The organism is Klebsiella spallanzanii (assembly GCF_902158555.1).
Taxonomy (GTDB): domain Bacteria; phylum Pseudomonadota; class Gammaproteobacteria; order Enterobacterales; family Enterobacteriaceae; genus Klebsiella; species Klebsiella spallanzanii.
In genome coordinates, this window is record NZ_CABGGS010000043.1 from 162823 (window position 1) to 185082 (window position 22260).

The following is a 22260-nucleotide window of genomic DNA, read 5'->3' on the forward strand; positions in this document are numbered from 1 at the left end:
CGTTATCTTTGTGCCAGCGCTTTAAATACCATCGCCACCGCGTGGGCGCCGGGGTCCATATTGCCGCGCAGACTATCGCTGTTCAGATACGATGCGCGTCCGGCGTTGGCTTTGCTGGCATGAAGCGTACGGTCTGCGCCCGCCTGCGCTGCAGCGAACGCCGCCTGCAGATTTTCCGGTTCCGCCAGCAGCGCCGCCAATGCCGGTTGCAGGGCGTCAATCATGGTCCGATCGCCTTCATCCGCACCACCGTAAAACTTCATCTGCGCCAGACCGGCGTTTAGCGCTTCAGCGACGCTTGCCCTCTGTTCCAGCTTCTGCCCGGCAGCGGTAAAGAAAATTGATATCAGCACGCCGCTGGAGCCACCCATCACGACGGTCAGACGCTCGCCAATCAGGGCGAACAGCGTGGCGAGGTTATCCAGCGGCAGCTGGCGGCGCTGTAATAAACCGGCGATTTCTCGCGCCCCTGCAGCGAAAGTGGAGCCAGTATCGCCGTCGCCGACTTTGGCATCCAGCGCGTTGAGGTCTGCTTCCAGATCGGACAGCGTGCTGGTCACCTGCTCAACATAGCCCGCCACCACGCTATTTTCTGAAGGCTCAAACTCTACGCGAGTGCTTTGCAGCGATGACGGCATCACGTTGATTTCACGCGGCTGCACCGGCGTCTGCCAGCCTGCGGTTTCTACCGCAGAAAGCAGCGCTTTCTCGATGCTCTCCTCCAGCACGATGGCGGTGAGGGAAAAACCTTTCATATCCAGCGCGGTCACCAGCGAGGCCGGGCCAATCAGCCAGTCGATGCGCTGGCGCAGCGGAGTATTCGCCAGCTCACGGGTCAGAATCGCCATTTCGGCAATCGACACGCCGCCGAGGTTGTTGATCATCACCGCCAGGCGGCCAGTTTCCGGCAGGACGGCGGTGAGTTTCTCAACCATCAGGCCTACGATTTCCGCGCTGTTCTGGGTAGTGATAATCGAAGCGCCCGGTTCGCCGTGGATCCCCATGCCCAGTTCGGCCTGGTCCGGATGATGGCGTGGCGTTGATTCTGCATCCTGCGGCAGATGGCAGCTGGAAAGCGCCAGACCGAGGCTAAAGGTATGTCCGGCGGCATACTGCGCCTCGCGCAGCACGGTCGCCAGGTTGTGGCCACTTTCAGCGAAGTAGCCTGCCACTTTATGCACCAGAATCGTCCCGGCAATACCGCGCGGATGTTTGTTATCCGGTAGCGAAATATCGTCCCCCACGATCAGCATCTCAACGTTATAGCCCATACGGCGCGCCTTCTCCGCCGCCAGGCCGAAGTTCAGGCGATCGCCGGTATAGTTTTTGACGATCAGCAAACAGCCCGCTTCGCCGGTTACCGCCTGGATGGCGGTCAGTACCGCATCGACGCTTGGCGAGGCAAACAGATCGCCGCAGACGGCGGCGGTCAACATCCCTTTACCGACAAAGCCCGCGTGGGCCGGTTCGTGACCGGAACCGCCGCCGGAGATTACCGCCACGTTGTTTTTGTCGAGATCGCGACGCACGACCACGCGAATCGCCGGATCGCTCTCCAGCCGCGCCAGGTTGTTCCACGGGCTGGAGATAATCGTTCCTTCAATCACTTCGTTGACGAGATTGGCGCGCTGATTAAAAAAGAATTGAGACATAACGGATCCTGAAAGTTGAGCAAGTTCCCGGAGGCCTGGCCTCCGGGTCGGAAAGGTTGCAGGCTAGTCGCGAATAACGCGTTTATCGGGGATATCAAGGGTGACGGTATCGCCATTTTGCAGCGTAGTCAGAATGTCGCTCTGCTGGCAAAGCATGGCGATGCCCGCCTGTCGGGCGATGATTGCGCCGTGAGAGAACTCGCTGCCGCCTTGTAGACAAATCCCTTTGATCTGCCGTACGTCGAGCTGCAGAACGGTAGAGGGGAAGATATCGTCAGCAACGAGGACTGTAGGCCCGGCAGTGTTCGGTAACTGTTCGCTGCTGCCCTCAAGGTGGCGCAGCGTACGGTGCAAAATATCTTCAATATCAATATAGCGCGCCTGAAGGTAAGCATCGTCGAGATGGCGATATTGCTGGCTTAAATCGGCCAGTACCTGATACCACGCCCACTCAGCACAGCACTGCTCGTCGCGCACGATATCGCACGCCGCTTCATATAAATCAGGGTCATCAAGCAGGGTATGGTGCCCGGAGAAGATGGCTGCGATATCGGCGGAATACTTCTCTTCAGCAAGGGTTGTCAGCGTACGAAGGCCTTCCAGCGTCTGGTCGATAGCCCGCTTCAGGCGTAGCTGCTGCTGACCGATATTGGCGCAAGTTTCTCGCGTGACGCTGTCCTTTGGCTGCGGATAGAGCACGACTTTACCCTGCACGCGGGCGGCAGTAGCGGCCCGAAGCGCAGGTGTTGCGTCCGTTTGCTCGCCGAAGTTCTCTGCCGCCAGCGCCAGGAATGCCGCCAGCGCGGCGTCGGCGTCCGGGCCACGGGCCAGCAGCCTTAAGGTATCGTTACAGCGAACCTGAAGTAGGGCGATTTGGTTGAGGCTATCCGGCGTGACGCATTTACCCTCTTTCTCCAGAATCAGGTCGGCATTGAACCCGGCCAGTGCGGCGACCAGCTTTGATGCCGGGCGAACGTGCAGGCCATTGTGGTTTTTTATCACCACGGAAACAGAGCGCGCGTCGCGGTCATCGGCCAGCGCGGCGGTAACCGAAGCGTGTTGCGGTTGCGATGGTAATCCCAGCTGTATGCGCTTTGCCTCCAGCGCATTCATGGCGTCTTCTATCACCTTGTCGATGTCGGCTCCGGCGGCGGCGCTTACCGTTGCTGCCAGGGTACCTTCAACCAGCGGTGCCGCGCACAGCCTGACTTTTGCCGCAATCGCCGGATCGAGCAGATCCAGCGCGGTTTCGGCGCTTAGCAAGGCGCTGCCAATATCCATCATCACCAGCACATGATCGGTGTCGGCGACGGATTCAATGGCTTCCATGACCTTAATCGGGTCGGTGCCGATTGGGCTCGCAGGATCGTCAATCCCGGCGGCGATCGCCAGCTTACAGCCATCGTTCATTAACATCTGCCGGGCCAGTTCTCCGACACCCTCGCCCAGACGGGCGCTATGAGAAACAATAACCAGGTTTACCATCGCGTTTTCCTTACTCTTTTGCTGCCGCTGCCAGCATCTGAACCATAAACATCACCGAGGTTGCCCCAGGATCCTGATGACCAATGCTGCGCTCGCCGAGATAGCTTGCCCGGCCTTTACGGGCCTGCATGGCGATAGTGGCGTGGACGGCGGCTTGCGCCTGTTCGCAGGCAGCATCAAGGGCGCTTTGTATCGACAGGTGCTGTTCGCTGGACTGGCGCAGCGACTCCGCTACCGGCAGCCAGACATCGCACATCGTTTTATCGCCCGGCTCCGCTTTACCGCGATTGACCACGCCGTCTGCGCCTTCGCGAATCGTTTGATAAAGCTCTTCCAGGGTCAGGCTCTGGTGGGCCTGGGTCACCTGGGCGGCGCGAATAAAGAAGGTACCGAACAACGGACCGCTGGCCCCGCCAACGTTAGAAAGCAGCGTCATACCGGTATTCTTCAGAATGAAACCAATGTCTTTATCGGCAATCGACGGCAGTTTTTCCACCACCTTGCTAAAACCACGATGCATATTCAGGCCGTGGTCGGCATCGCCAATTTCTCTGTCAAGACCGGTTAAAAAATCGCTCTCTTTAGTGAAGATCTCGCCACAGCGATAGAGCCAGTCTACGATTTGCGTTCTGCTTAATGACATGTCGTGCTCCTTATTTTCCCCAGTTCAGCGCCGGGGTGTGGACCGGGGCGTCCCATAATGCCAGCGTCTCGTCATCGGCCTTTAATAGGGTGATGGAAAAGCCCACCATATCCAGAGAGGTACAGTAGCTGCCGATAAGATTGCGCTCGATAACGATGCCGGTTTCCTCGCAGCGTTGAGTCAGGCGGTTGTAGACGCCGTACAGCTCCGACAGCGGCGTGGCGCCGAGGTTGTTGACCAGGGCGATAACCCGGTCGCCTTTTTGCAGCGCCTGTTTTGCCTGTTGCACGTCCTGCCATGCGCCTTTAATGCTGTCCCAGTGGCGCAGCGTGCGGCTATAGGCACCGTTTTCCAGCAGGGTATCGAACATTTCGTCAACGGTACGGTCGAGGGAAGTGAAGCGGCGGCGATCGATGCCCGGTTCGCCGTGAATACCCACGCCGAACTCCATTTCGTCATCCTGTAATTCGAATGAAGGCTGGCCAGCGGCCGGGACGGTACAGGCACCGAGCGCGATACCGATAGAGTGACCGAGGTTGTTGAGACTACGCCCCAGTTCGGCGCAGTCTTGCAAAGAGTCGCCGCGTTCAGCCGCCGCGCCAACCAGCTTCTCAATCAGCACGGTATTGGCAACCCCGCGACGCCCGGCGGTGTAAAGGCTGTCTTTTACCGCCACGTCGTCATCGATCACGACGGTGGTAACCTTCACACCGCTTTCATGCAGTAGCTCGGTGGCGGTTTCGAAGTTAAGAATGTCGCCAGTGTAGTTTTTGATAATCAGCAGCACACCTTCGCCGCCGTCGATAGTCATGGCGCACTCGAACATTTTATCCGGCGTTGGGGAGGTGAAAATCTCTCCCGGACAAGCCCCGGAGAGCATGCCCTGGCCGATATAGCCGCAGTGCATCGGTTCATGACCGCTGCCGCCGCCGGAGAGCAGCGCCACTTTCCCGGCCACCGGCGCATCGGCGCGGGTCACGTAGACCGGGTCCTGATGCAGCGTCAGTTCAGGATGGGCTTTTGCCAGGCCAGCCAGTTGTTCACTCAGTACATCTTCGACACGGTTAATCAGTTTTTTCATTGCTTATTCTCCGTCGGAGGTTTCGATGCGGCCCCTCTGCTGCCGGAGGCGGTCATCGTGTAGGGTTACCGCCTGACGATATCCGGCGGTGTATTGATTCTGGCTGAGTTAGCGGGAAAAAAAATCGCCATAAAATGAGTTTCATTACGAAACGTGATTATTATTTTTCGTTCCGTAATGAAACGTTTTTCTTCGGGGAAATAGAAAAATGCGACGTAAGGCTATTTTTTCACCTCACCTGAACCGACGATAACGGCCTGGCGGAGAAATAATTTTGGCCGTTTTCTTCGTGTATGATGCCTGGTCGCTCCGATGTACATCAGGTTTTGACCCTGTTTTGGGGCCGAACGAGAGGATCGGGATCTCAATCCCATCGTTTCATGTGAATTCACGTTCCAATATGAAACAATAAAATTTGTCCTCTGTTTCATATCGGGACAAAAATGGGAAAGATTTTTTTGCCCATCGCTCGCCCTACAGTGATTGCATCGCTCAGGTAGCGCTTCTGCTCTCGCACTTAATATGAAGTCGGAAGAAGGAGATACCGGAGCTCATCATGTCAAAACATGCACTTATTTGAGGGTGAACGGAATGCTAAAAGTTATTCAATCTCCAGCCAAATATCTCCAGGGCCCAGATGCATCCACGTTGTTTGGTCAGTACGCTAAAAATCTGGCGGACAGCTTTTTTGTGATTGCCGATGACTTCGTGATGAAGCTGGCGGGAGATAAAGTGCTGAATGGCCTGAACAGCCACAATATCAGCTGTCATGCGGAGCGCTTTAACGGTGAGTGTAGCCATGTCGAAATTAATCGTCTGATTGCCATTCTGAAACAGCACGGTTGCCGCGGGGTGGTGGGTATCGGTGGCGGCAAGACGCTTGATACGGCGAAAGCCATTGGTTATTACCAAAAGCTGCCGGTTGTGGTGATCCCGACGATTGCTTCCACCGATGCGCCAACCAGCGCATTGTCGGTTATCTACACTGAAGCTGGTGAGTTTGAAGAGTATCTTATTTACCCGAAAAACCCGGATATGGTGGTGATGGATACGGCGATTATCGCTAAAGCGCCGGTTCGTCTGCTGGTGGCCGGGATGGGCGATGCGCTCTCGACCTGGTTTGAAGCCAAAGCCTGCTACGACGCCAGAGCGACCAGTATGGCGGGTGGTCAGTCGACGGCGGCGGCTTTGAGCCTGGCGCGCCTGTGCTATGAAACGCTGCTGGAGGAAGGCGAAAAAGCCCGCCTCGCCGCCCAGGCCGGGGTGGTGACCGATGCGCTGGAACGCATCGTTGAAGCAAATACCTATCTCAGCGGTATCGGCTTTGAAAGCAGCGGTCTGGCTGCGGCGCACGCCATTCACAACGGTTTCACCATCCTCGAAGAGTGCCACCATCTGTACCACGGCGAGAAAGTGGCGTTTGGTACCCTGGCGCAGCTGGTGCTGCAAAACAGTCCGATGGAGGAGATCGAAACGGTGCTGAACTTCTGTCATAAAGTCGGCCTGCCGGTAACTTTGGCGCAGATGGGCGTGAAAGAGGGCATCGATGAGAAAATTCAGGCGGTGGCGAAAGCGACCTGCGCTGAAGGCGAAACTATTCACAATATGCCGTTCCCGGTCAGCGCGCAGAGCGTGCATGCGGCGATTCTGACCGCCGACCTGCTTGGGCAGCAGTGGCTGGCTCGTTAACTTATTGTCGGCCTGGCTAAAAGTATCCCTCCGGCGGTTTCCGTCGGAGGGGTTGTCGTTTTTAATACAGCGGAAATGGATATGACTGCGCAGACTCAGAGCTTTCCTTTGGTGATAACCCAGTCATGGCATCGTTGCAGCAAGTTTATGCAACGGGAAACCTGGCAGACGCCGCACCAGGCGCAAGGGCTGACCTTTGAATCGATTTGTCGGCGCAAGACCGCGCTGCTGACGATTGGCCAGGCGGCGCTGGAAGATGCCTGGGAGTTTATGGATAGCCGCCCCTGCGCGCTGTTTATCCTTGATGAGTCTGCCTGTATTCTCAGCCGCTGCGGCGATCCGCTGACGCTCGACCAGTTGGCGGAACTGGGGTTTCGTGACGGCAGCTATTGCGCTGAAAGCATTATTGGCAGCTGCGCGCTCTCGCTGGCTTCTATGCTTGGGCAGCCGGTGAAAACTTCCGGCGAACAGCACTTTAAACACGCGCTGCACGGATGGTCGTTTAGCTCTACGCCGGTGTTTGATAATCACGGACGCCTGTTTGGCTCTATTTCGCTGTGTTGCCTGGCTGAAGAACAGGCTTCGCCAGACCTCTCTCTGACTCTCGCCATCGCGCGGGAAGTGGGCAACTCGCTGCTCACCGATAGTCTGCTGGCGGAATCGAACCGCCATCTTAACCAGATGTACGGTCTGCTGGAGAGCATGGATGATGGGGTGATGGCGTGGAATGAGCAGGGCGTCTTGCAGTTTCTTAACGTGCAGGCCGCAACGCTGTTGCATCTTGATGCTCAGGCCTGCCAGGGGAAAAATATCAATGAACTGGTGACGCTTCCGGCTCTGCTGCGGCGAGCGATTAAGCATGCTCGTGGATTAAATCATGTGGAAGTGACCTTCGAGAGCCAGCATCAGTTTGTCGATGCTGTTGTCACCCTTAAACCCATTGTCGAAGAGCAGGGCAACAGTTTTATTCTGCTGCTGCATCCGGTTGAGCAGATGCGTCAGTTGATGACCAGCCAGCTTGGCAAAGTGAGCCATACTTTTGAGCAGATGTCGGCGGACGATCCGGAAACCCGGAGGTTGATTCACTTTGGCCGCCAGGCTGCGCGCGGTGCTTTTCCGGTGCTGCTGTGCGGTGAGGAGGGCGTGGGTAAAGAGCTGCTCAGTCAGGCAATTCATAATGAGAGCGAGCGGGGCGGCGGGCCGTATATTGCGGTCAACTGCCAGCTATATGCCGATAGCGTTCTGGGCCAGGATTTTATGGGCAGCGCGCCAACGGATGATGAGAACGGTCGCCTGAGCCGCCTTGAGCTGGCCAACGGCGGGACGCTGTTTCTGGAAAAAATCGAATATCTGGCGCCGGAGCTACAATCTGCCCTGCTGCAGGTGATCAAACAGGGGGTATTAACCCGCCTTGATGCCCGTCGGCTCATCCCGGTCGACGTTAAGGTGATTGCTACCACCACCGTCGATCTCGCCAATCTGGTGGAGCAAAACCGCTTTAGCCGCCAGCTTTACTATGCCCTGCACTCCTTTGAGATCGTTATCCCTCCGCTGCGGGCGCGGCGTAACAGCATTCCGTCGCTGGTACATAATCGACTGAAAAGCCTGGAGAAGCGTTTTTCTTCACGCCTGAAGGTGGATGACGATGCGCTGGCGCAGCTGGTGATCTACTCCTGGCCGGGCAATGATTTTGAGCTGAATAGCGTTATTGAGAATATCGCCATCAGCAGCGACAACGGCCATATTCGCTTGAGTAATCTGCCGGAATATCTGTTTGCTGAACGCCCCGGCGCTGACGGCAGCTCATCGCTGCTACCTACGAGTCTGGCCTTCAATGCTATAGAGAAAGAGGCGATTATCCATGCCGCCCGCGTGACTAATGGTCGGGTGCAGGAGATGTCGCAACTGCTGAATATTGGCCGCACTACGCTGTGGCGTAAGATGAAGCAGTACGATATCGACGCCAGCCAGTTTAAGCGCAAGCATCTGGGGTAGCTTCTTTGATTCTGCTGGCTTCAGGGCCGCTCAGTCGTGCATAAAAGCACCACGCAAGCGTTTGACTGAGGCCTGAATCAAATAAAGGCAACGATCTCTTTGATATCCCGGCTAACTTGGGTCCATAGTATAAACATGTTCATTAGGTGGTTAATTTTAAGGATAAGAGCATGCCAACAGCGATAGATAAAGCCCTGGATTTTATTGGTGGTATGAACACATCAGCGTCGGTGCCACATACAATGGATGAGAGTACCGCTAAGGGAATTTTAAAGTATTTGAATGAGCTAGGTGTTCCGGCCAGCGCAGAAGCGATTATCGCGCGAGGCGAGCAGGAGGGATGGAATACCGAGTTCACGAAAAAAGTCGCCGGATGGGCGGACAGAATCGCCTCTGGCGACCGCCTTGTTATCAAAAATCCAGAATACTTCTCTTCTTATATGCGGGAGCAGCTCCAGGAGCTGGTGTAACCTGTTCATTCGCAAATAGCTCTGACCCGACGCTTTCATCTTAACTGTGAAGGCGTCTATGAATTCTGCCATTTTTGTTGATGACCAAATCTTTACCAATACCCTGTTAAAACATCCTATAAAAAAGACCTGCAATTTCTTGCAAGTCTTTTAATTTTCAATGTCTTTTCTGGCGTAAAATCCGTAATCCAGGAGTTATCAGTCAGCAAAATACCTGTAATTTGTTGATTTTAATAAGGTTGGGTGTTGAAAATATCGAAGCACACTAAAGTTCAACAATCACGTTTTTTATTCTGTAAAATGAATACCTGTGATGCGATGTTTTTAGATTGATCTTATTAATTAACAACGTCCTGCTTTTTTGGATAAGGCGTCACATGTTTTACCATTAGACCCCGCATTCCCTCCGGAACAAATAGCATCAGAAACGGTTTCACCACCATCTAATGGTATTAAACCGTAAAGCTTTGCTTCAGCGGCTTTGGTTACATAGCAGCGATGCGATTTCTTACCCGTTGTTGCAACAAAATTAGTTTTAACGCCATTTTGTTGTACATCAGAAATAGTTACCTGAGAGATATCGACATTTAATGCAAAGGATGCAGCATTTTTCATCTCGCTCTCGGTTGCAATTGGTGGTTTAGCTACGCATCCTGTTAATAATATTGCAGGAAGAACGCATGCCAAAAATACCGTTTTTTTCATTCTATTATTCCTTAAGGTTTTTATACGGAATAACTATATAAATTACTCGTAATTACCTTTCATTGATTTTGATCATTGAACAGTATGTGATATGAAATGTTCAGGTTTTCTGTGAAAATGAGATTTATGTTGATTAATTAAGGATGATGAACCAATGTTGATGATACAAGATGAATAAATAACCCGATGCTGGCACTACTGAAATTGATATGGTATTACCGCTATTTGTAATATTTTAAGCCTTATACTATCTGGCAAGCGGTTAGTAGATAGCTCGGTAGCAGAATAATAAGCATGAATGAGTCTGTGAATTCATTATCCTTAAAGCATATTCTGGCGTTCAGGCTGGAGTTTGTGTATATGTGAACCGTCAAAATTTTTATCCGTCAATGTTTATATCGTAAGCGTACAAAAGCGCAATTTATCCTGAATCAGTCCTGGCAGATGATATGATGTTTGCGGATTTTTTGTTCCAATCCACCACCAGGCTGCATTTTGAGAATGTTTTTGGCTATCTTTTTCTAGAAAAGTTGCTGACATATCGCTTTTAAGTCGCTGGGTTTGGTTGGAAAAATGAGCGGTGTCGTGACAAAGCGCTACACGAAGGTATTGGCAGCGCGATGATATGGACAGCAATACAATGCCGTGCCCGATCCGATTGCCGTAAAAAGAAAAAGGAGTCAGACGATTTCTCATCTAACTCCTTGTTTTGTTTGGTGGCCCCTGCTGGACTTGAACCAGCGACCAAGCGATTATGAGAAAAAGGTCGATGTATTTGCTTTAGTTCTTATTTTATCTATTTTGTTTTAATTCAATAAATTACCAGTTTGTGGTTACTAACGTAAAATCCCGTTTATTCCCTTTTATTAACGTTCTGGGGTAGCCTATAGGGAGCCTGGCTTTTTTGGATATGCACCAAGCGATTTCGGCGCGATTTTTACAAGGACAGATAATGGAGCCTTTCAAGTTCACAAAATCCAAGATAAACGAGCTGCCATCCGCACCAAGGGGGCGGCAGAACGAATATTATGACAGCCATGTCAGAGGATTACGTCTCAGGGTGGGGGCAAGTGGCCTGAAGACGTTCTATGCTGTTAGGAAAGTTAAAGGAAAGTTCATCAGAACGGCACTGGGCCGGTTCCCGGAAATATCCGTTGAGCAAGCTCGGACAATAGCTCTTGAAACGCTCGGTGGTATCGGAGCGACAGGAAAGAACCCAAACGAAATAAAAAGGGAAGCTGAGAGGGCCAATGTTACTCTACGTGAGGCAATGGAATTATATATTGAAACCCGTGGAGATCGACTTAAAGAAACTACAGCCAATCAGTATCGACGTTTACTTACTAATTTTTCTGGTGACTGGTTAGACAGGCCTATAGCTAAAATTTCCAGGGATGACACGCAGAGCAGGCATAAAGCAATAACTGAAGGCTCTGTTTGGTTTGGGGCTGAATTATCTAAATTACGTAAAGGTGTTGGTTCCGGAAGTAAAGCACAGGCTGATTTATGGGGGCGGGCATTAAGGGCTGTTTATAATTTTTCATACGATAACTATCGCGATGATCAAGGTATTAAACTATTACCCGATCCTCCTACTATCGCGTTAAGCACGAAACGGCAATGGCATGGTTTAGTCCGGAAGAATACCCGCATCCGTAATCATGAGTTAGGTCGATGGCTGAGAGCTGTTAATGACGTTAGAGAGGAAGCCGAATTAGACAGAGATGACCATATAGCCGCAATTTGTGATGCTCTTGATATGGCTTTATTTACTGGTTTACGGCGCGGAGAGGTATTTGGCTTAGAGTGGGATAGGGTTAATATTGATGGCGGTTATTTTTGGATAGATAAAACAAAGAATGGAGAACCGCTTGAACTACCATTAACGAATACCCTATTAATAATTCTTTCCAGACGAAATAAATATAAACTCGATAAGAATAATTATGTTTTTCCCGCCGCAAAAGGGGGGCGGATAACCGATCCTCGTAGAGCAATAAAGAGAATTATTGAAAAAACAAATAATGGTGAAAATATTAATGAGAAACCTATAGAGTTTACATGCCATGATGCAAGACGAACTTTTGCAACTTTAGCCGAACTAAGTGGTGTCGGAACATATATCCTTAAGCGGTTGATGAATCATAAATCAGCACGTAACTATAAAAGTTCAGATCAAACTCAGGGCTACCTCATTTTTCCAGTTGAAGAACTACTTGAACCAGCTCAAATTATCGAAAAGAAAATCTTAAAAGAGGCTGGGATCATAAGTAGCTCAAGAGATACCAACGTGGAACTTATTGACGATCTTAGTCCAGAGGAGAAAGAGAAGGTATTAAAATTTATTTATGATCTGAAAAGAGGTAATAAATGAAAAATAAATCAATAAATAAAAAAAGATCTCAGAGAACTAATGTGAGAGTTCCGGAAGCATATTTTGATATACAAAGTGCTGCCGAAAAAAGTTGGCTTTCATTTAGACAGGCGCATTCCAATGGCGATGGATTTATATCTATAGATGAGCTTGATTCTATTGCTACTCATCTCTATACAGTTATTCATAAATATGGGTTTAATGGTATTGGAACATTAGATACTGTTAGATCTTTATTGGATCAGGCCAGTTCCGATGGTAGGGATATCTTATCTTTTTTTGATTTTATTCAACGTATTGTTAGTTATGAACTAGAAAATAAAATTGATACTACTCTTAATGAAATCAATGTGTATCTGAAAGACCTTTTTAAAAGAAAAATACTTGTTGAGCATGAGATGTTATCGTCTTCCATTAGGAAGGTTCTAGATCAAAATGAATTTTGTCTATTTGATGAAAGAGATATAAGAATCATTAGTAACTGCTGTGATATTTTTGGCGAGAATTTCTCATGTGAGTATGCTGCTTATTCTTTAGTCAAAGAGTCTGTTCTAAATCGAGTCATTTTATTACCATATAAAAATATATTGATTGAGTTTTTTAGAGATGCAAGTCATATATATTCTGAGAGCATGCGACAAGATGTTGAAAGTAAATCATCTTTAAAAAAAGGAGCAAGAAATAAAGAATTATATTCATATGTTATCAGAATTGTAGTTGCTACTTTGCATAAGCATCCAAATGCTTCAACTTACGCTCTTACAAGAGAGCTTGATAAACATCTAGCAAAAGAGAAACGTAAGGTCTCGCCTCAAACGCTAACAAGATGGATCGAAGCGCATCGGAAAGAAACGGGGCAAGAGTCTCAAGGGAAACATGAAGGGCATTTAAAGCTTGAGTTGTAACTTATTGATTTTTAAATGCTCATTTAGAAAGTGATCACAACTTCATTTTCTAAATGAGTAGAACCGCTTTGGCTAATGATAATACTATTTTCCCTAATGATATTATCTTTTGTTTCGTATCGATATATTCTGTTTTACGTCGATTCAAATCAATAAAAGGCAATATCATTATGGATATTAATAATCGTATGACTCGTAAAGAAGCCGCTAATTATATTGGTGTTTCAACTGCCACTATGGCTAATTGGGCCTGCACAGGAAAAGTAAAACTCCCTTATTATAAAGCAGGCTTAAAAAAAGTTATTTACCTTAAAAGTGACCTCGATGAGTATATCAAGTCCACTCGCCGCGAACAGGCGTAAATAAAAAAGCCCATCCGCAATAACAGATGGGCTGCTAGCCACATGGATTTCACTACTAAAACGAGATCATTATGTCATACGCGAAAATTAACAGGAAATACCGTTTGACAACTGCGCCTGTTGGATTGCAGAATCCAGACGTTGCCGCAAAATCGGCAACCGGGCGTGGAAACCCGTGTATGTTATCGGCGACGACAGACGCGCCATGCGTCTTTTTTTACGTCGCAATCAACGCCACAGAGCGCCATATTATGGCGTGGTGCGTTCACTCCGGCTATTCAATTGCCGGACATGAACAGGTAGCGCACCACTCCGTCATGTCAATGGTAGCTCAGGCGGGGCAGCTTTCGGGCTGGCCGGTTTCCGATAACGCCGGTATTTCCACCCCCGTCTGGGCTATCGCCACTGAGCGTGGAAACTCCGGCGATAGCGTACTTACCGCTGTTATCGGAGGTTGCCTTATGGCTACGACCCCAATCTCTTTACACCCTCAATTTATCTGGATCTTTCTTGCTGTCTGCCGTTCTGACGTGTTGGCGAAGCCGCAGCGTAAGGAAGTTACTGCCCCTGATCTCACAAGCGCACGTCGCGTTATAGCTCGTGATTTTGTCGCTTTATTTGCTGGCCGTCTGCCTGTTCGCGAGGTGACCCATGTTTAAACTGCTTATCACCCTGATTAATCACGAAGCTGGTGACCGGCGCGAGCTGGTTCACAATGGCGGATATAAAACCCGCGAAGCTGCATGGAAAGAAGCGCAGAAAATGGCATATATCCGTAAGAATTCCATCGGCACCATTACGCATGAATGCATTGTGGAAATTGCGGAGGCGGGAAATAACTACGCCATTAATCAGTAAATTGCACTAATAATCCGTTAAATAAATTTATGATTTATGGGGTCATTATCGGTCAGGGAGTCTCTATGTCTCGTAATGAAGTCAACAACAATGATATTTCTCGATTAGGGCAGCTATCTTTTAGGCGCGATTTCATAGGTTTTATGAAAGAGGATGATAATGATCGTCTTGTAAGTGTCGTCAACATTATGAAATTAATGGAGGAGCTTATTCACTCCAAAGCATATTCCGGTGAGCGAGATAATGATTTATCCAGTGAAGGATTAGCCGGATTCTTCTTTCTCATAACAGAAGAATTAACACGGATTAGAAATGGAATACATTTTCATGAAAAGATTTTCTCCGAGTACGAGGCTGTATCAGGAGTGGAACTGGTGAATCTTTATGGTACTGAATCGATTATAAAAATGATGGAAAAGGAAAAAGAACAGCAATAAACATACAAATAAAAAGCGCCGTGGCAAGCGGCGCTTGATGAATTTATTGAAAAAGGTTACGGCATGAAGAATATCAAAGTGTCAGAAATTAGCAAGCAGTCTGTGGGAAAGTGGGAATTCATTCTACAGAGTCTCGGTATTAACATTCCCACAAATGGGAAGCACGGGCCGTGCCCTAAATGCGGAGGAAAAGATCGCTTTCGTTTTGATAATAAAGATGGGCGCGGAACGTGGTTCTGTAATCACTGTGGTAATGGTGACGGGATTGATATTGTTAAACGATTTTTTGATATTGATACCGTTCCCGCTGCGGCTCGAGTGGCTGAATGTCTACCGTCTGCCCCGGCGATGACTGTCCCAGCCAGAAAAGAAACGGCAAAAAAGGTGGCTGCGGTGAACTGGTCAGCTCTTCTCAGCCAGTCGGTGGCAGGTGAAAGCCCTTATTTGGTAGGAAAAGGTCTGATCGGACATATTTCCAAGCTGACAACAAGGGAGCTACTGGCCGGTGGTGAAAAATACCCGGCTGGATCACTTATGCTGTCGGTTAAAAATAGTCAGGGGGCTATAACTGGGATCCAGCTTATCAGAGGTGATGGAGTCAAGAGCCTGATGAAAGGCTCTAAATATTCCGGCTGTTTTATTTCGTTGAATGATTTTCCGGAAGATACGCCGGAAAAAGTCATTATTACAGAAGGTTATGGAACTGCTATTTCGGTTTCGCTACTCAGCGATGGCTGGCCGCTCGCAGCCTTATCTAAAACCAACCTTAAAGCAGCTGCTGAGGCGGTGCGGGAGAAATGGCCGGAAACGCAGATTATCATTGCCGGTGATAACGATTTTGTGGACGGTAAGCCCAATGAAGGGCGGGAAATGGCAATCAAAGCAGCACTTGTGGTTAAAGGCTGGGTCAGTATCCCGCCAGGTAGAGCAAAAGCTGATTGGGATGATTACCGGCGTGATTTTGGCATTCAGCGGGCGCGTGAAGCTTTCGCAGAAGAAATGTTTAATCCCGGTGATACAAAAACCCGTCTGCCTCCCGGGTTCCGGCTGACGAAAGAATTTCTTTGGTGTGAGCGTACCCGTAATGACGGGAGTGAAAGCGGCCAGGTACAGCAGATAAAGATTTGCAGCCCGCTAAAAGTGACCGCCATAACATGCGACTCAGACGGCGGTAATTTCGGGCGTCTTTTGGAGTGGGATGATTCCAATGGCTCCCGTCATGAGTGGGCTATGCCCATGACAGTACTTGCCGGGGCCGGGCAGGATTTGCGCGAGGTGTTACTTGAAAATGGTCTCCATTTTATCAGCGTGAATGGCACAGCACGGGGACTGCTGATGGAATACATCGCCACCTGTCGTCCGATACGTAAAGTCACCTGCGTGGAGAAAACGGGTTGGTACGGCGGCTCTTACGTGCTCAATGGTGAGGTGATTGGCGGGGAGGCTGGCTCGGTTATCTTCCAGGCAGCCCGGTCATCAAAAAATGATTTCAGGGTAAGCGGCGATACCTGCGAGTGGATGACACACGTTGGCCGCTACTGCGTCGGGAATTCCCGACTAGTGTTCTGCGTCAGTCTGGCTTTTGCGGCTCCCCTGCTGACGCTGCTGGGAATAGGCGGGGGAGGGTACCACCTCAAGGGGGAATCCACTGATGGCAAAACCACCACTATGAAGGTGGCCGCTTCCGTCTGCGGAGGGCCGGATTACTGGAAAACGTGGCGGGCGACGGGGAATGCGCTGGAAGGGATTGCGCTGCGCCGCAATGATGCCGTGCTTATGCTCGATGAGATCAGCGAGGTTGACGGCAGGGAGGCGAGCCGTATCGCTTATATGTTGGGTAACGGTCAGGGTAAGGCAAGGGCCAGAGTCGACGGAAGCCCGCGCGAGCAGGCGCAGTGGACATTGTTGTTTCTCTCCACCGGGGAGGTATCCATAGCCGAACATGCAGCGGAAGCCGGGGAGCGGCGAACCGGTGCCGGTGTCGGGGTCAGGATGGTACAAATCCCCAGTAATACGGGCCAGTTTGGTGCCTTTGAGGAATTACACGGGTTCAGCGGGGGCAAGGCTTTTGCTGAACATCTTGAGCATGCTAGCAGGCAATATCATGGGGCAGTATTCCGCGACTGGTTACGCTGGCTCACCGCTAACTTGAAAACGGTAACGGAGCGAGCCAGAGCCTTACGCAAAAAATATGAGCGAACGCTTCTCCCTGAAAATTCCGGTAATCAGGTGGGTCGTGTGGTTGATCGGTTTGCCCTGCTGGCTGTTGCTGGTGAACTGGCAACCGAAGCCGGTATAACCGGATGGGAACCCGGTGAGGCTGAGAATGCGACCAGAAAATGCCTTGATGCGTGGATACAGGATCGCGGGCATACCGCCAACCAGGAAGATGCTGACGCGCTGGAGAAGGTAAGACGCTTTATTACAGCGAACCAGTACACTCGTTTTGCAGAATGGACGGAAGACGAAAAGAACCGCCCCGCTAATATGGTGGGTTTTCGTCGGGTTATTAAAGGTAATAACAATAAAGAACCTGAGACGAGCTATTACATTCTTTCCAGTGGATGGAAAGAAATCTGCGGGACATCTGACGCAGTGAAAACCGCCCGCCTGTGTAGTGAGGCGGGATGGCTGGATACGGACGACGAAAAGCGACTCCAGCGCAAGGTGAGGCTGCCGGAGATCGGTTCTAAGTGGGTGTATGTATTTAAAAGCGATGTGGTTGGGTGACGGAGGGGTTTCTTATGGCAATTAAGAAACTCGATGATGGTCGATATGAAGTGGACATCAGGCCTGCTGGTCGCAATGGAAAGCGTATCCGCAGGAAGTTTGATAAGAAAAGTGAAGCGGTAGCTTTCGAGAAGCATACCCAGTTCAACCACCACACTAAAGAATGGTTATCAAAACCGACGGATAAGCGGCATCTGTCTGAACTGATACAGATTTGGTGGAATTTGAAAGGCAAGCACGAGGAACACGGTCGGATAAACCGCAACAAGTTAGACCTGTTTTGCAGGATTACCGACGATCCTTGTGCTTTTCAGATAACGAAAGCGCTGATCAGTCAGTATTACGCGACAAGAAGAAGTCAGGGTATTAAAGCTTCTACTATTAACCGTGACCTCAATAGTATCAGTGGCATGTTCACAGTGCTTATCGAGGGTGAGTTGTTCTCGGGTGAACATCCGATTAGGGGTAGGAAGAAGTTGAAAGAAGAAGTACCCGAAACGGGTTATCTGACAGAGAACGAAATCAAGCACCTGCTCTTTAAACTGGATGGCGACAACAAGAAGATAGCCGTTCTCTGTTTAAGTACAGGTGCTCGTTGGGGCGAAGCCGCTCGACTCAAGGCTGAAAACATCATTCAGAACCGTGTGACGTTCGTTAAAACCAAGAGTAACAAGCAGCGGACTGTTCCTGTATCAGCGGAAGTGGCAAAACTCATAGCGGAAGGTAGGCGAGGGTTGTTATTTGGTAAGGCGTCGTATTCTGACTTCAGGCAGACACTGAGGGAGGTAAAACCTGACCTTCCTACCGGCCAGGCGACGCATGCACTACGCCACAGCTTTGCGACTCATTTCATGATTAACGGAGGGAGCATTATCACGCTTCAGCGGATCCTCGGGCACTCGCGAATAGAGCAAACAATGGCCTATGCACACTTTGCGCCCGAGTTTTTACAGGACGCAATCCGGTTTAATCCACTGACGACGATAGCCGATAAGAATGATTGAAGTTCCTTACTGGTTAGCGTGGCATGTTGGTCGCAGCACTGTCAGGACTGGCGTTACCCGATACCGGCAGACATGGTTATCTATGAACGTACTGGACATTAAAGCCGGTTCACTATTGATAGGCATACCCTTCCAGAATAGAAGCATATCGCGCGAGTATTATATTTTGGTGGGAACAGTGGGAACAGTGGGTACAAGACTGATTTATATTCAGTTTTTCTGTTCCCACCTATTGTACCTTAGTGGGAACAGTGGGAACACACTTATAATCAATAGGTTAAAAAGATTCTAATCTATTTGTTCCCACGGAGTAGCCATGGTGGGAACAAGAATATCCTATATATTTCAACGATGTTCCCACCGTTCCCACTGTTCCCACTGAATAAGGATGTATATCAATTGAAAATTCGAAAATGGGAGTTTCTGAAACGGGTTGATAGTAAATAGCTATTGGTTCAATATGACAAATATCTGACAGATTGAATTGGTTTTAGTGGAACAAAAATTTACTAAATAATTTTGTTTGAAGTTTGTTCACTTAAATGGCTTTAATATAATGTTGTTTTTTTCATGTTCAAATGTTATAGATGTCAAAATAATGAATGATAAAATATTTTATCAATTGCTCTTTAGAAATCAGAGGGCTATTATTACTAGTTGTAATTTTTATTAAAGTGGAGATTGAAAGGGAATGCACTATCTTTTTATTGATACTTGTGTTTGGTTAACTATCGCAAAATCAAAGAACCAACATGTTTTGCTTGAGGCTTTCAATCAGTTATTGGAAAGCAATACGGCTGTAATTATAATACCTGATTTGGTGAGGGAGGAATTTCTCAGAAATAAAGAAAGGGTAATAGAGGCCACCAAGCAACAAATTGGTGCGGAGTTTCATAAAGTAAAGAAAATAGTTGGAACGTATGGTGGGAGTGATAAAGAAAAAGTGCTAGATGTATTAAACGACGTTGGGAGTCGTTTACCTATTCTTAGTGAAGTAACAGCACACACTGCCGAGATGATCGAATCTCTAATGGATAAGTCTGTTAGTCTCGAAGCAAGTGAATCCGTCAAATTAAAAGCTGTAATGAGGGCTTTGGAAAAAAGGGCTCCATTTCATCGCTCTAAAAATAGTGTTGCAGATGCGATATTGATTGAACTATTTCATGACTTTTCAAAAGACAAAGAGGGGGTATTTCATTTTATAACGGAAAACTACACTGATTTTAGTTCATTAACTGATAGACGCAATCATCATTCAGATTTTGATGAGATTTTTACTGGTAATTTTTACTATCATTTAGATATTGCTGAAGCAATCAATAGTATTGAACCTGAGCTTTTGAATGAACTCGAAGATGAATTTAATTGGCTTGAGGACGATACGAGGAGTTTGACTGATATACTTACTGCGATTGATGAGTTTTGTAACAAAGTTTGGTATAACCGTCATAAATATAGAGAGTATAAAATTGAAATTGGTGATATTACCCTCATCCCTAAAGGTGATGTACGTCATGGTAATAATTTCATTCATGAAGATATATGGGAGGGGGCGAAATTATCAGCTGCGAAAATTGAAAAGCAATATGAAGATATTGGACCTTGGGATGATTTTGAGTGGGGAATGATTAACGGCAAGTTATCTGCATTAAGATGGGTGTTAGGAGATGACTGGGATATGTTGGATACCTAGAGATAATTGGTCTCAGTCAGGGGCTTTGGTTTTAATACTTGTTGCTCATGATTTTGCTTTAAAGCTAATTTAGCTAGTATTGTAAAGTACAATAATAGTTAAAAGTTTATCATGAGAAAGGGGGCGCAATACCCCCTGCCAACGTTTCCTTTATCATTATCTATTATCAAGTTCTGGATGTATGGTTTCTAAAAATGTTAAGAGATTTAATGCGGAATCTATGTAGTTTTCCAAAGCCGTTGGGGGGATTTCCCATAAGCCATTATTGACGGCTTGATTACGTAAGTTTCGCATTGAAACAAAAAGATTGAATTGTTCTTTAGTGATTAGATTATGCTCTAAAAGAGTGTTCATATTAAATGTGGGTGTATATGAATTCCTTTTAAATTCTATTTGCGATCTTTCAAGAGCATTTCTGATTGCTAAATCAATATAATTCCATGCTGTAATAACGGAAGTCAAAGGGGGAGAATCCATAAGCTGAGCCTTGAGTATCTGATAGTGGTCTTGACTTTTATCGGGCTCTGGTAGTAACTCTTCAGCTTTATGAACCACTTCAGAACTACCAAGCTCAAACTCAGCTTGGAATTTATCATATTTTATTGTACGTAGTGAACCAAGTAGATTGAATATTTTTTCTCTACCAAAGTACGCTATCCCAAAGATAACAGCTGGCCAAGAAAGCTTTGCAATAAGTGTGAACAACGAGTCGATAAACTTACTGATAAATGTTAACCAATCCATATTCATCCTTTAAGTATTAATATGAGAGCCGTGACATTGAACTATGATACTAAGAAAAAGCTATAACATCTCTACAAATTGACATTAAATATTAGGTTCAAGTGTCGTTCCGCTTCATGTTGCATAACTAGGTTTATTTTCCAGAAAGGGTGCTCCTATACTTCTCATTTTATAAAACATTGTCGGGTTGAATGATTGTTAACGTACTAAAGGATAATCGAATAGTGTGTAAATTTGTAGAAAAATGAATTTTTATACTGCTACATTTCTCTAATGTAGAGCTCCTTTTGCTATCTTACTCTTATGTCATATGATTATAAGGCATATAGCGCACGCTACTGCACAAACTTGCACAGTTAATTGATGTTGTTACTACCTTAAAACCCGTCGCCGGACGCAGTTTGAGGTCAGTTTTGTGCATGCACGGAAAATGGGAGGATTGCAGCGCGCAGGTGACGGGGGGCCTGCCCCCGCAAGCAGGCATAAGGCCAGAAAGTGAGATTCTGCCTTCTCTGTGCAATTCAGCGCTGCGTTTTGACTTGTGGTAATGAGGTGAGGTCACTTTTTATTGCGCCTTCCTGAGTGGCTTACAGACGATATCGGGAAGAGGGCTAAAATGATGTTTATTGCCATAATTTGCTGATATCCGGCATAAAACTGGAGAGTATGAGATATTTAACAATGAAAAATTTTGTATGAATAAGGCGATTAAGCAGGGGATTAGTTGTCAGGGGGGGGGCGAAAACCGGATAATGCCAGCGAGTTCAACTCCCATGAGGGAGAATATCTATGTTTCGTTGTCCTTTCTGCGGCGCAATGGCCCGCACCCGTACCAGTCGCCGTCTGAGTGAGCACACAATACGCCAGTATCATCAGTGTCAGAATCTGGAATGCAGTGAGAGTTTCACCACCCTGAATGCTTTTGAACACCGGGTCAGTCGTCGTAACTCCCCGGCCACGCCTCCGCCAGCAGCGGGAAGTTGAATTGATTCGTTAAGCCGTTCCCCGCCCGAGAGGGCGGGCTAGCCTTTCCTACCTCCACGCATCAGCACATCACTTATCAGGTTATCTAGGCTTCGGTAGCGACCGGGGCTGTCGTTGAAGGAATACTCCATACCCTGCCGGGCCAGCTTTATCACACACCCCGAATAGGTGAGTGTATGTTGCTCGCACAGTCTGCGGATCTGCTCATCCAGTTCGTGGGGGATCCTGACTGCACGCAAAACCGATTTACCGTTTCTTGCCGGGCTGTACATGAGTTTCCTGCCTTTACCAGTGTGACCTGACCGGCATTATCCTGGGAATATTTAACCCTGTTATACAGTTTTGGCTCTGGCCTGCGGCTTACAACAAAAGCGCCGCGACATCCCTTCTAATTCTGGTGAAACATAGCGGGCAGACCGGCAGGCAGAGTGCGTGCCGTTGTAACTGTA

The 22260-nt window shown here is 48.3% G+C and carries 20 protein-coding genes; 13 read left to right on the forward strand and 7 right to left on the reverse strand.

All coding sequences use genetic code 11. The features are described from left to right. Window positions 1–2 precede the first annotated feature (2 nt). From FN082_RS21410 to dhaK, 4 genes are all read right to left on the reverse strand, one after another. Window positions 3–1652, reverse strand: coding sequence for a glycerone kinase (locus tag FN082_RS21410; RefSeq protein WP_142982322.1), 1650 nt, complete (start codon window positions 1650–1652; stop codon window positions 3–5). A gap of 63 nt (window positions 1653–1715) precedes the next feature. Beyond that, complete coding sequence (gene dhaM / locus FN082_RS21415) at window positions 1716–3137, reverse strand: dihydroxyacetone kinase phosphoryl donor subunit DhaM (protein ID WP_142982323.1); 1422 nt, start codon at window positions 3135–3137, stop codon at window positions 1716–1718. A gap of 10 nt (window positions 3138–3147) precedes the next feature. Then, window positions 3148–3780, reverse strand: a complete 633-nt coding sequence (gene dhaL, locus FN082_RS21420; protein WP_139540563.1) for a dihydroxyacetone kinase subunit DhaL — start codon at window positions 3778–3780, stop codon at window positions 3148–3150. A 10-nt stretch (window positions 3781–3790) separates the two neighbouring features. Next, window positions 3791–4861, reverse strand: coding sequence for a dihydroxyacetone kinase subunit DhaK (gene dhaK / locus FN082_RS21425; RefSeq protein ID WP_139540561.1), 1071 nt, complete (start codon window positions 4859–4861; stop codon window positions 3791–3793). Between the two features lie 591 nt (window positions 4862–5452). Between dhaK and FN082_RS21430 the strand changes: the two genes are divergently transcribed. The 3 genes from FN082_RS21430 (at window position 5453) to FN082_RS21440 (ending at window position 9015) form a co-directional block, all read left to right on the forward strand. Next, complete coding sequence (locus tag FN082_RS21430) at window positions 5453–6550, forward strand: glycerol dehydrogenase (RefSeq protein ID WP_139540559.1); 1098 nt, start codon at window positions 5453–5455, stop codon at window positions 6548–6550. 81 nt (window positions 6551–6631) lie between these two features. Beyond that, complete coding sequence (dhaR, locus tag FN082_RS21435) at window positions 6632–8545, forward strand: dihydroxyacetone kinase operon transcriptional regulator DhaR (protein ID WP_139540557.1); 1914 nt, start codon at window positions 6632–6634, stop codon at window positions 8543–8545. A gap of 146 nt (window positions 8546–8691) precedes the next feature. Beyond that, complete coding sequence (locus tag FN082_RS21440) at window positions 8692–9015, forward strand: DUF1889 family protein (RefSeq protein ID WP_142462660.1); 324 nt, start codon at window positions 8692–8694, stop codon at window positions 9013–9015. 342 nt (window positions 9016–9357) lie between these two features. On the opposite strand, the gene FN082_RS21445 is transcribed toward FN082_RS21440, so the two are convergent. Together FN082_RS21445 and FN082_RS21450 are read right to left on the reverse strand one after the other, a co-directional pair. Beyond that, window positions 9358–9630, reverse strand: coding sequence for a hypothetical protein (locus FN082_RS21445; RefSeq protein WP_142982408.1), 273 nt, complete (start codon window positions 9628–9630; stop codon window positions 9358–9360). 483 nt (window positions 9631–10113) lie between these two features. Then, window positions 10114–10416 carry a hypothetical protein gene (locus FN082_RS21450; RefSeq protein WP_139540552.1) on the reverse strand — a complete coding sequence of 101 codons (303 nt, stop codon included), beginning with the start codon at window positions 10414–10416 and terminating at the stop codon, window positions 10114–10116. Window positions 10417–10672: 256 nt separating this feature from the next. Here FN082_RS21450 and FN082_RS21455 point away from each other — a divergent pair, with 256 nt between their 5' ends. From FN082_RS21455 to FN082_RS21495, 9 genes are all read left to right on the forward strand, one after another. Beyond that, window positions 10673–12094: a site-specific integrase gene (locus tag FN082_RS21455; protein WP_142982324.1), complete on the forward strand. Its 1422-nt coding sequence runs from the start codon at window positions 10673–10675 to the stop codon at window positions 12092–12094. Further along, entirely contained in the window at window positions 12091–12999 is a 909-nt protein-coding gene (locus tag FN082_RS21460; RefSeq protein WP_142982325.1) for a hypothetical protein, read from the forward strand. The genes FN082_RS21455 and FN082_RS21460 overlap by 4 nt, the downstream gene beginning before the upstream one ends. A 170-nt stretch (window positions 13000–13169) precedes the next feature. Further along, the gene (locus FN082_RS21465; protein WP_142982326.1) at window positions 13170–13361 is read left to right on the forward strand and encodes a helix-turn-helix domain-containing protein; all 192 of its coding nucleotides are present in this window, start codon (window positions 13170–13172) and stop codon (window positions 13359–13361) included. A gap of 104 nt (window positions 13362–13465) precedes the next feature. Then, window positions 13466–14020 carry a host cell division inhibitor Icd-like protein gene (locus FN082_RS21470; protein WP_235892144.1) on the forward strand — a complete coding sequence of 185 codons (555 nt, stop codon included), beginning with the start codon at window positions 13466–13468 and terminating at the stop codon, window positions 14018–14020. Further along, on the forward strand, window positions 14013–14219 hold the full coding sequence (locus tag FN082_RS21475; RefSeq protein ID WP_142982328.1) for a hypothetical protein: 207 nt from the start codon (window positions 14013–14015) through the stop codon (window positions 14217–14219). The genes FN082_RS21470 and FN082_RS21475 overlap by 8 nt, the downstream gene beginning before the upstream one ends. 65 nt (window positions 14220–14284) lie before the next feature. Beyond that, window positions 14285–14656: a hypothetical protein gene (locus FN082_RS21480; RefSeq protein ID WP_142982329.1), complete on the forward strand. Its 372-nt coding sequence runs from the start codon at window positions 14285–14287 to the stop codon at window positions 14654–14656. 63 nt (window positions 14657–14719) lie between these two features. Then, entirely contained in the window at window positions 14720–17386 is a 2667-nt protein-coding gene (locus FN082_RS21485; RefSeq protein WP_142982330.1) for a DUF927 domain-containing protein, read from the forward strand. 14 nt (window positions 17387–17400) lie between these two features. After that, entirely contained in the window at window positions 17401–18390 is a 990-nt protein-coding gene (locus FN082_RS21490; protein WP_142982331.1) for a phage integrase, read from the forward strand. A 691-nt stretch (window positions 18391–19081) separates the two neighbouring features. After that, entirely contained in the window at window positions 19082–20083 is a 1002-nt protein-coding gene (locus tag FN082_RS21495) for a PIN domain-containing protein (protein ID WP_142982332.1), read from the forward strand. A gap of 156 nt (window positions 20084–20239) precedes the next feature. On the opposite strand, the gene FN082_RS21500 is transcribed toward FN082_RS21495, so the two are convergent. Then, window positions 20240–20827 carry a hypothetical protein gene (locus FN082_RS21500; RefSeq protein ID WP_142982333.1) on the reverse strand — a complete coding sequence of 196 codons (588 nt, stop codon included), beginning with the start codon at window positions 20825–20827 and terminating at the stop codon, window positions 20240–20242. 789 nt (window positions 20828–21616) lie between these two features. Here FN082_RS21500 and FN082_RS21505 point away from each other — a divergent pair. Then, window positions 21617–21811, forward strand: coding sequence for an ogr/Delta-like zinc finger family protein (locus FN082_RS21505; RefSeq protein WP_139531170.1), 195 nt, complete (start codon window positions 21617–21619; stop codon window positions 21809–21811). The last annotated feature ends 449 nt before the right edge of the window (window positions 21812–22260 follow it).

Bases quoted from the DNA above. Each gene is read 5' to 3' on its own strand.
- FN082_RS21410 (WP_142982322.1), bottom strand. From the start codon at position 1,652: ATGTCTCAATTCTTTTTTAATCAGCGCGCCAATCTCGTCAACGAAGTG.
- dhaM (WP_142982323.1), bottom strand. From the start codon at position 3,137: ATGGTAAACCTGGTTATTGTTTCTCATAGCGCCCGTCTGGGCGAGGGT.
- dhaL (WP_139540563.1), bottom strand. From the start codon at position 3,780: ATGTCATTAAGCAGAACGCAAATCGTAGACTGGCTCTATCGCTGTGGC.
- dhaK (WP_139540561.1), bottom strand. From the start codon at position 4,861: ATGAAAAAACTGATTAACCGTGTCGAAGATGTACTGAGTGAACAACTG.
- FN082_RS21430 (WP_139540559.1), top strand. From the start codon at position 5,453: ATGCTAAAAGTTATTCAATCTCCAGCCAAATATCTCCAGGGCCCAGAT.
- dhaR (WP_139540557.1), top strand. From the start codon at position 6,632: ATGACTGCGCAGACTCAGAGCTTTCCTTTGGTGATAACCCAGTCATGG.
- FN082_RS21445 (WP_142982408.1), bottom strand. From the start codon at position 9,630: ATGAAAAATGCTGCATCCTTTGCATTAAATGTCGATATCTCTCAGGTA.
- FN082_RS21450 (WP_139540552.1), bottom strand. From the start codon at position 10,416: ATGAGAAATCGTCTGACTCCTTTTTCTTTTTACGGCAATCGGATCGGG.
- FN082_RS21455 (WP_142982324.1), top strand. From the start codon at position 10,673: ATGGAGCCTTTCAAGTTCACAAAATCCAAGATAAACGAGCTGCCATCC.
- FN082_RS21460 (WP_142982325.1), top strand. From the start codon at position 12,091: ATGAAAAATAAATCAATAAATAAAAAAAGATCTCAGAGAACTAATGTG.
- FN082_RS21465 (WP_142982326.1), top strand. From the start codon at position 13,170: ATGGATATTAATAATCGTATGACTCGTAAAGAAGCCGCTAATTATATT.
- FN082_RS21475 (WP_142982328.1), top strand. From the start codon at position 14,013: ATGTTTAAACTGCTTATCACCCTGATTAATCACGAAGCTGGTGACCGG.
- FN082_RS21480 (WP_142982329.1), top strand. From the start codon at position 14,285: ATGTCTCGTAATGAAGTCAACAACAATGATATTTCTCGATTAGGGCAG.
- FN082_RS21485 (WP_142982330.1), top strand. From the start codon at position 14,720: ATGAAGAATATCAAAGTGTCAGAAATTAGCAAGCAGTCTGTGGGAAAG.
- FN082_RS21490 (WP_142982331.1), top strand. From the start codon at position 17,401: ATGGCAATTAAGAAACTCGATGATGGTCGATATGAAGTGGACATCAGG.
- FN082_RS21495 (WP_142982332.1), top strand. From the start codon at position 19,082: ATGCACTATCTTTTTATTGATACTTGTGTTTGGTTAACTATCGCAAAA.
- FN082_RS21500 (WP_142982333.1), bottom strand. From the start codon at position 20,827: ATGGATTGGTTAACATTTATCAGTAAGTTTATCGACTCGTTGTTCACA.
- FN082_RS21505 (WP_139531170.1), top strand. From the start codon at position 21,617: ATGTTTCGTTGTCCTTTCTGCGGCGCAATGGCCCGCACCCGTACCAGT.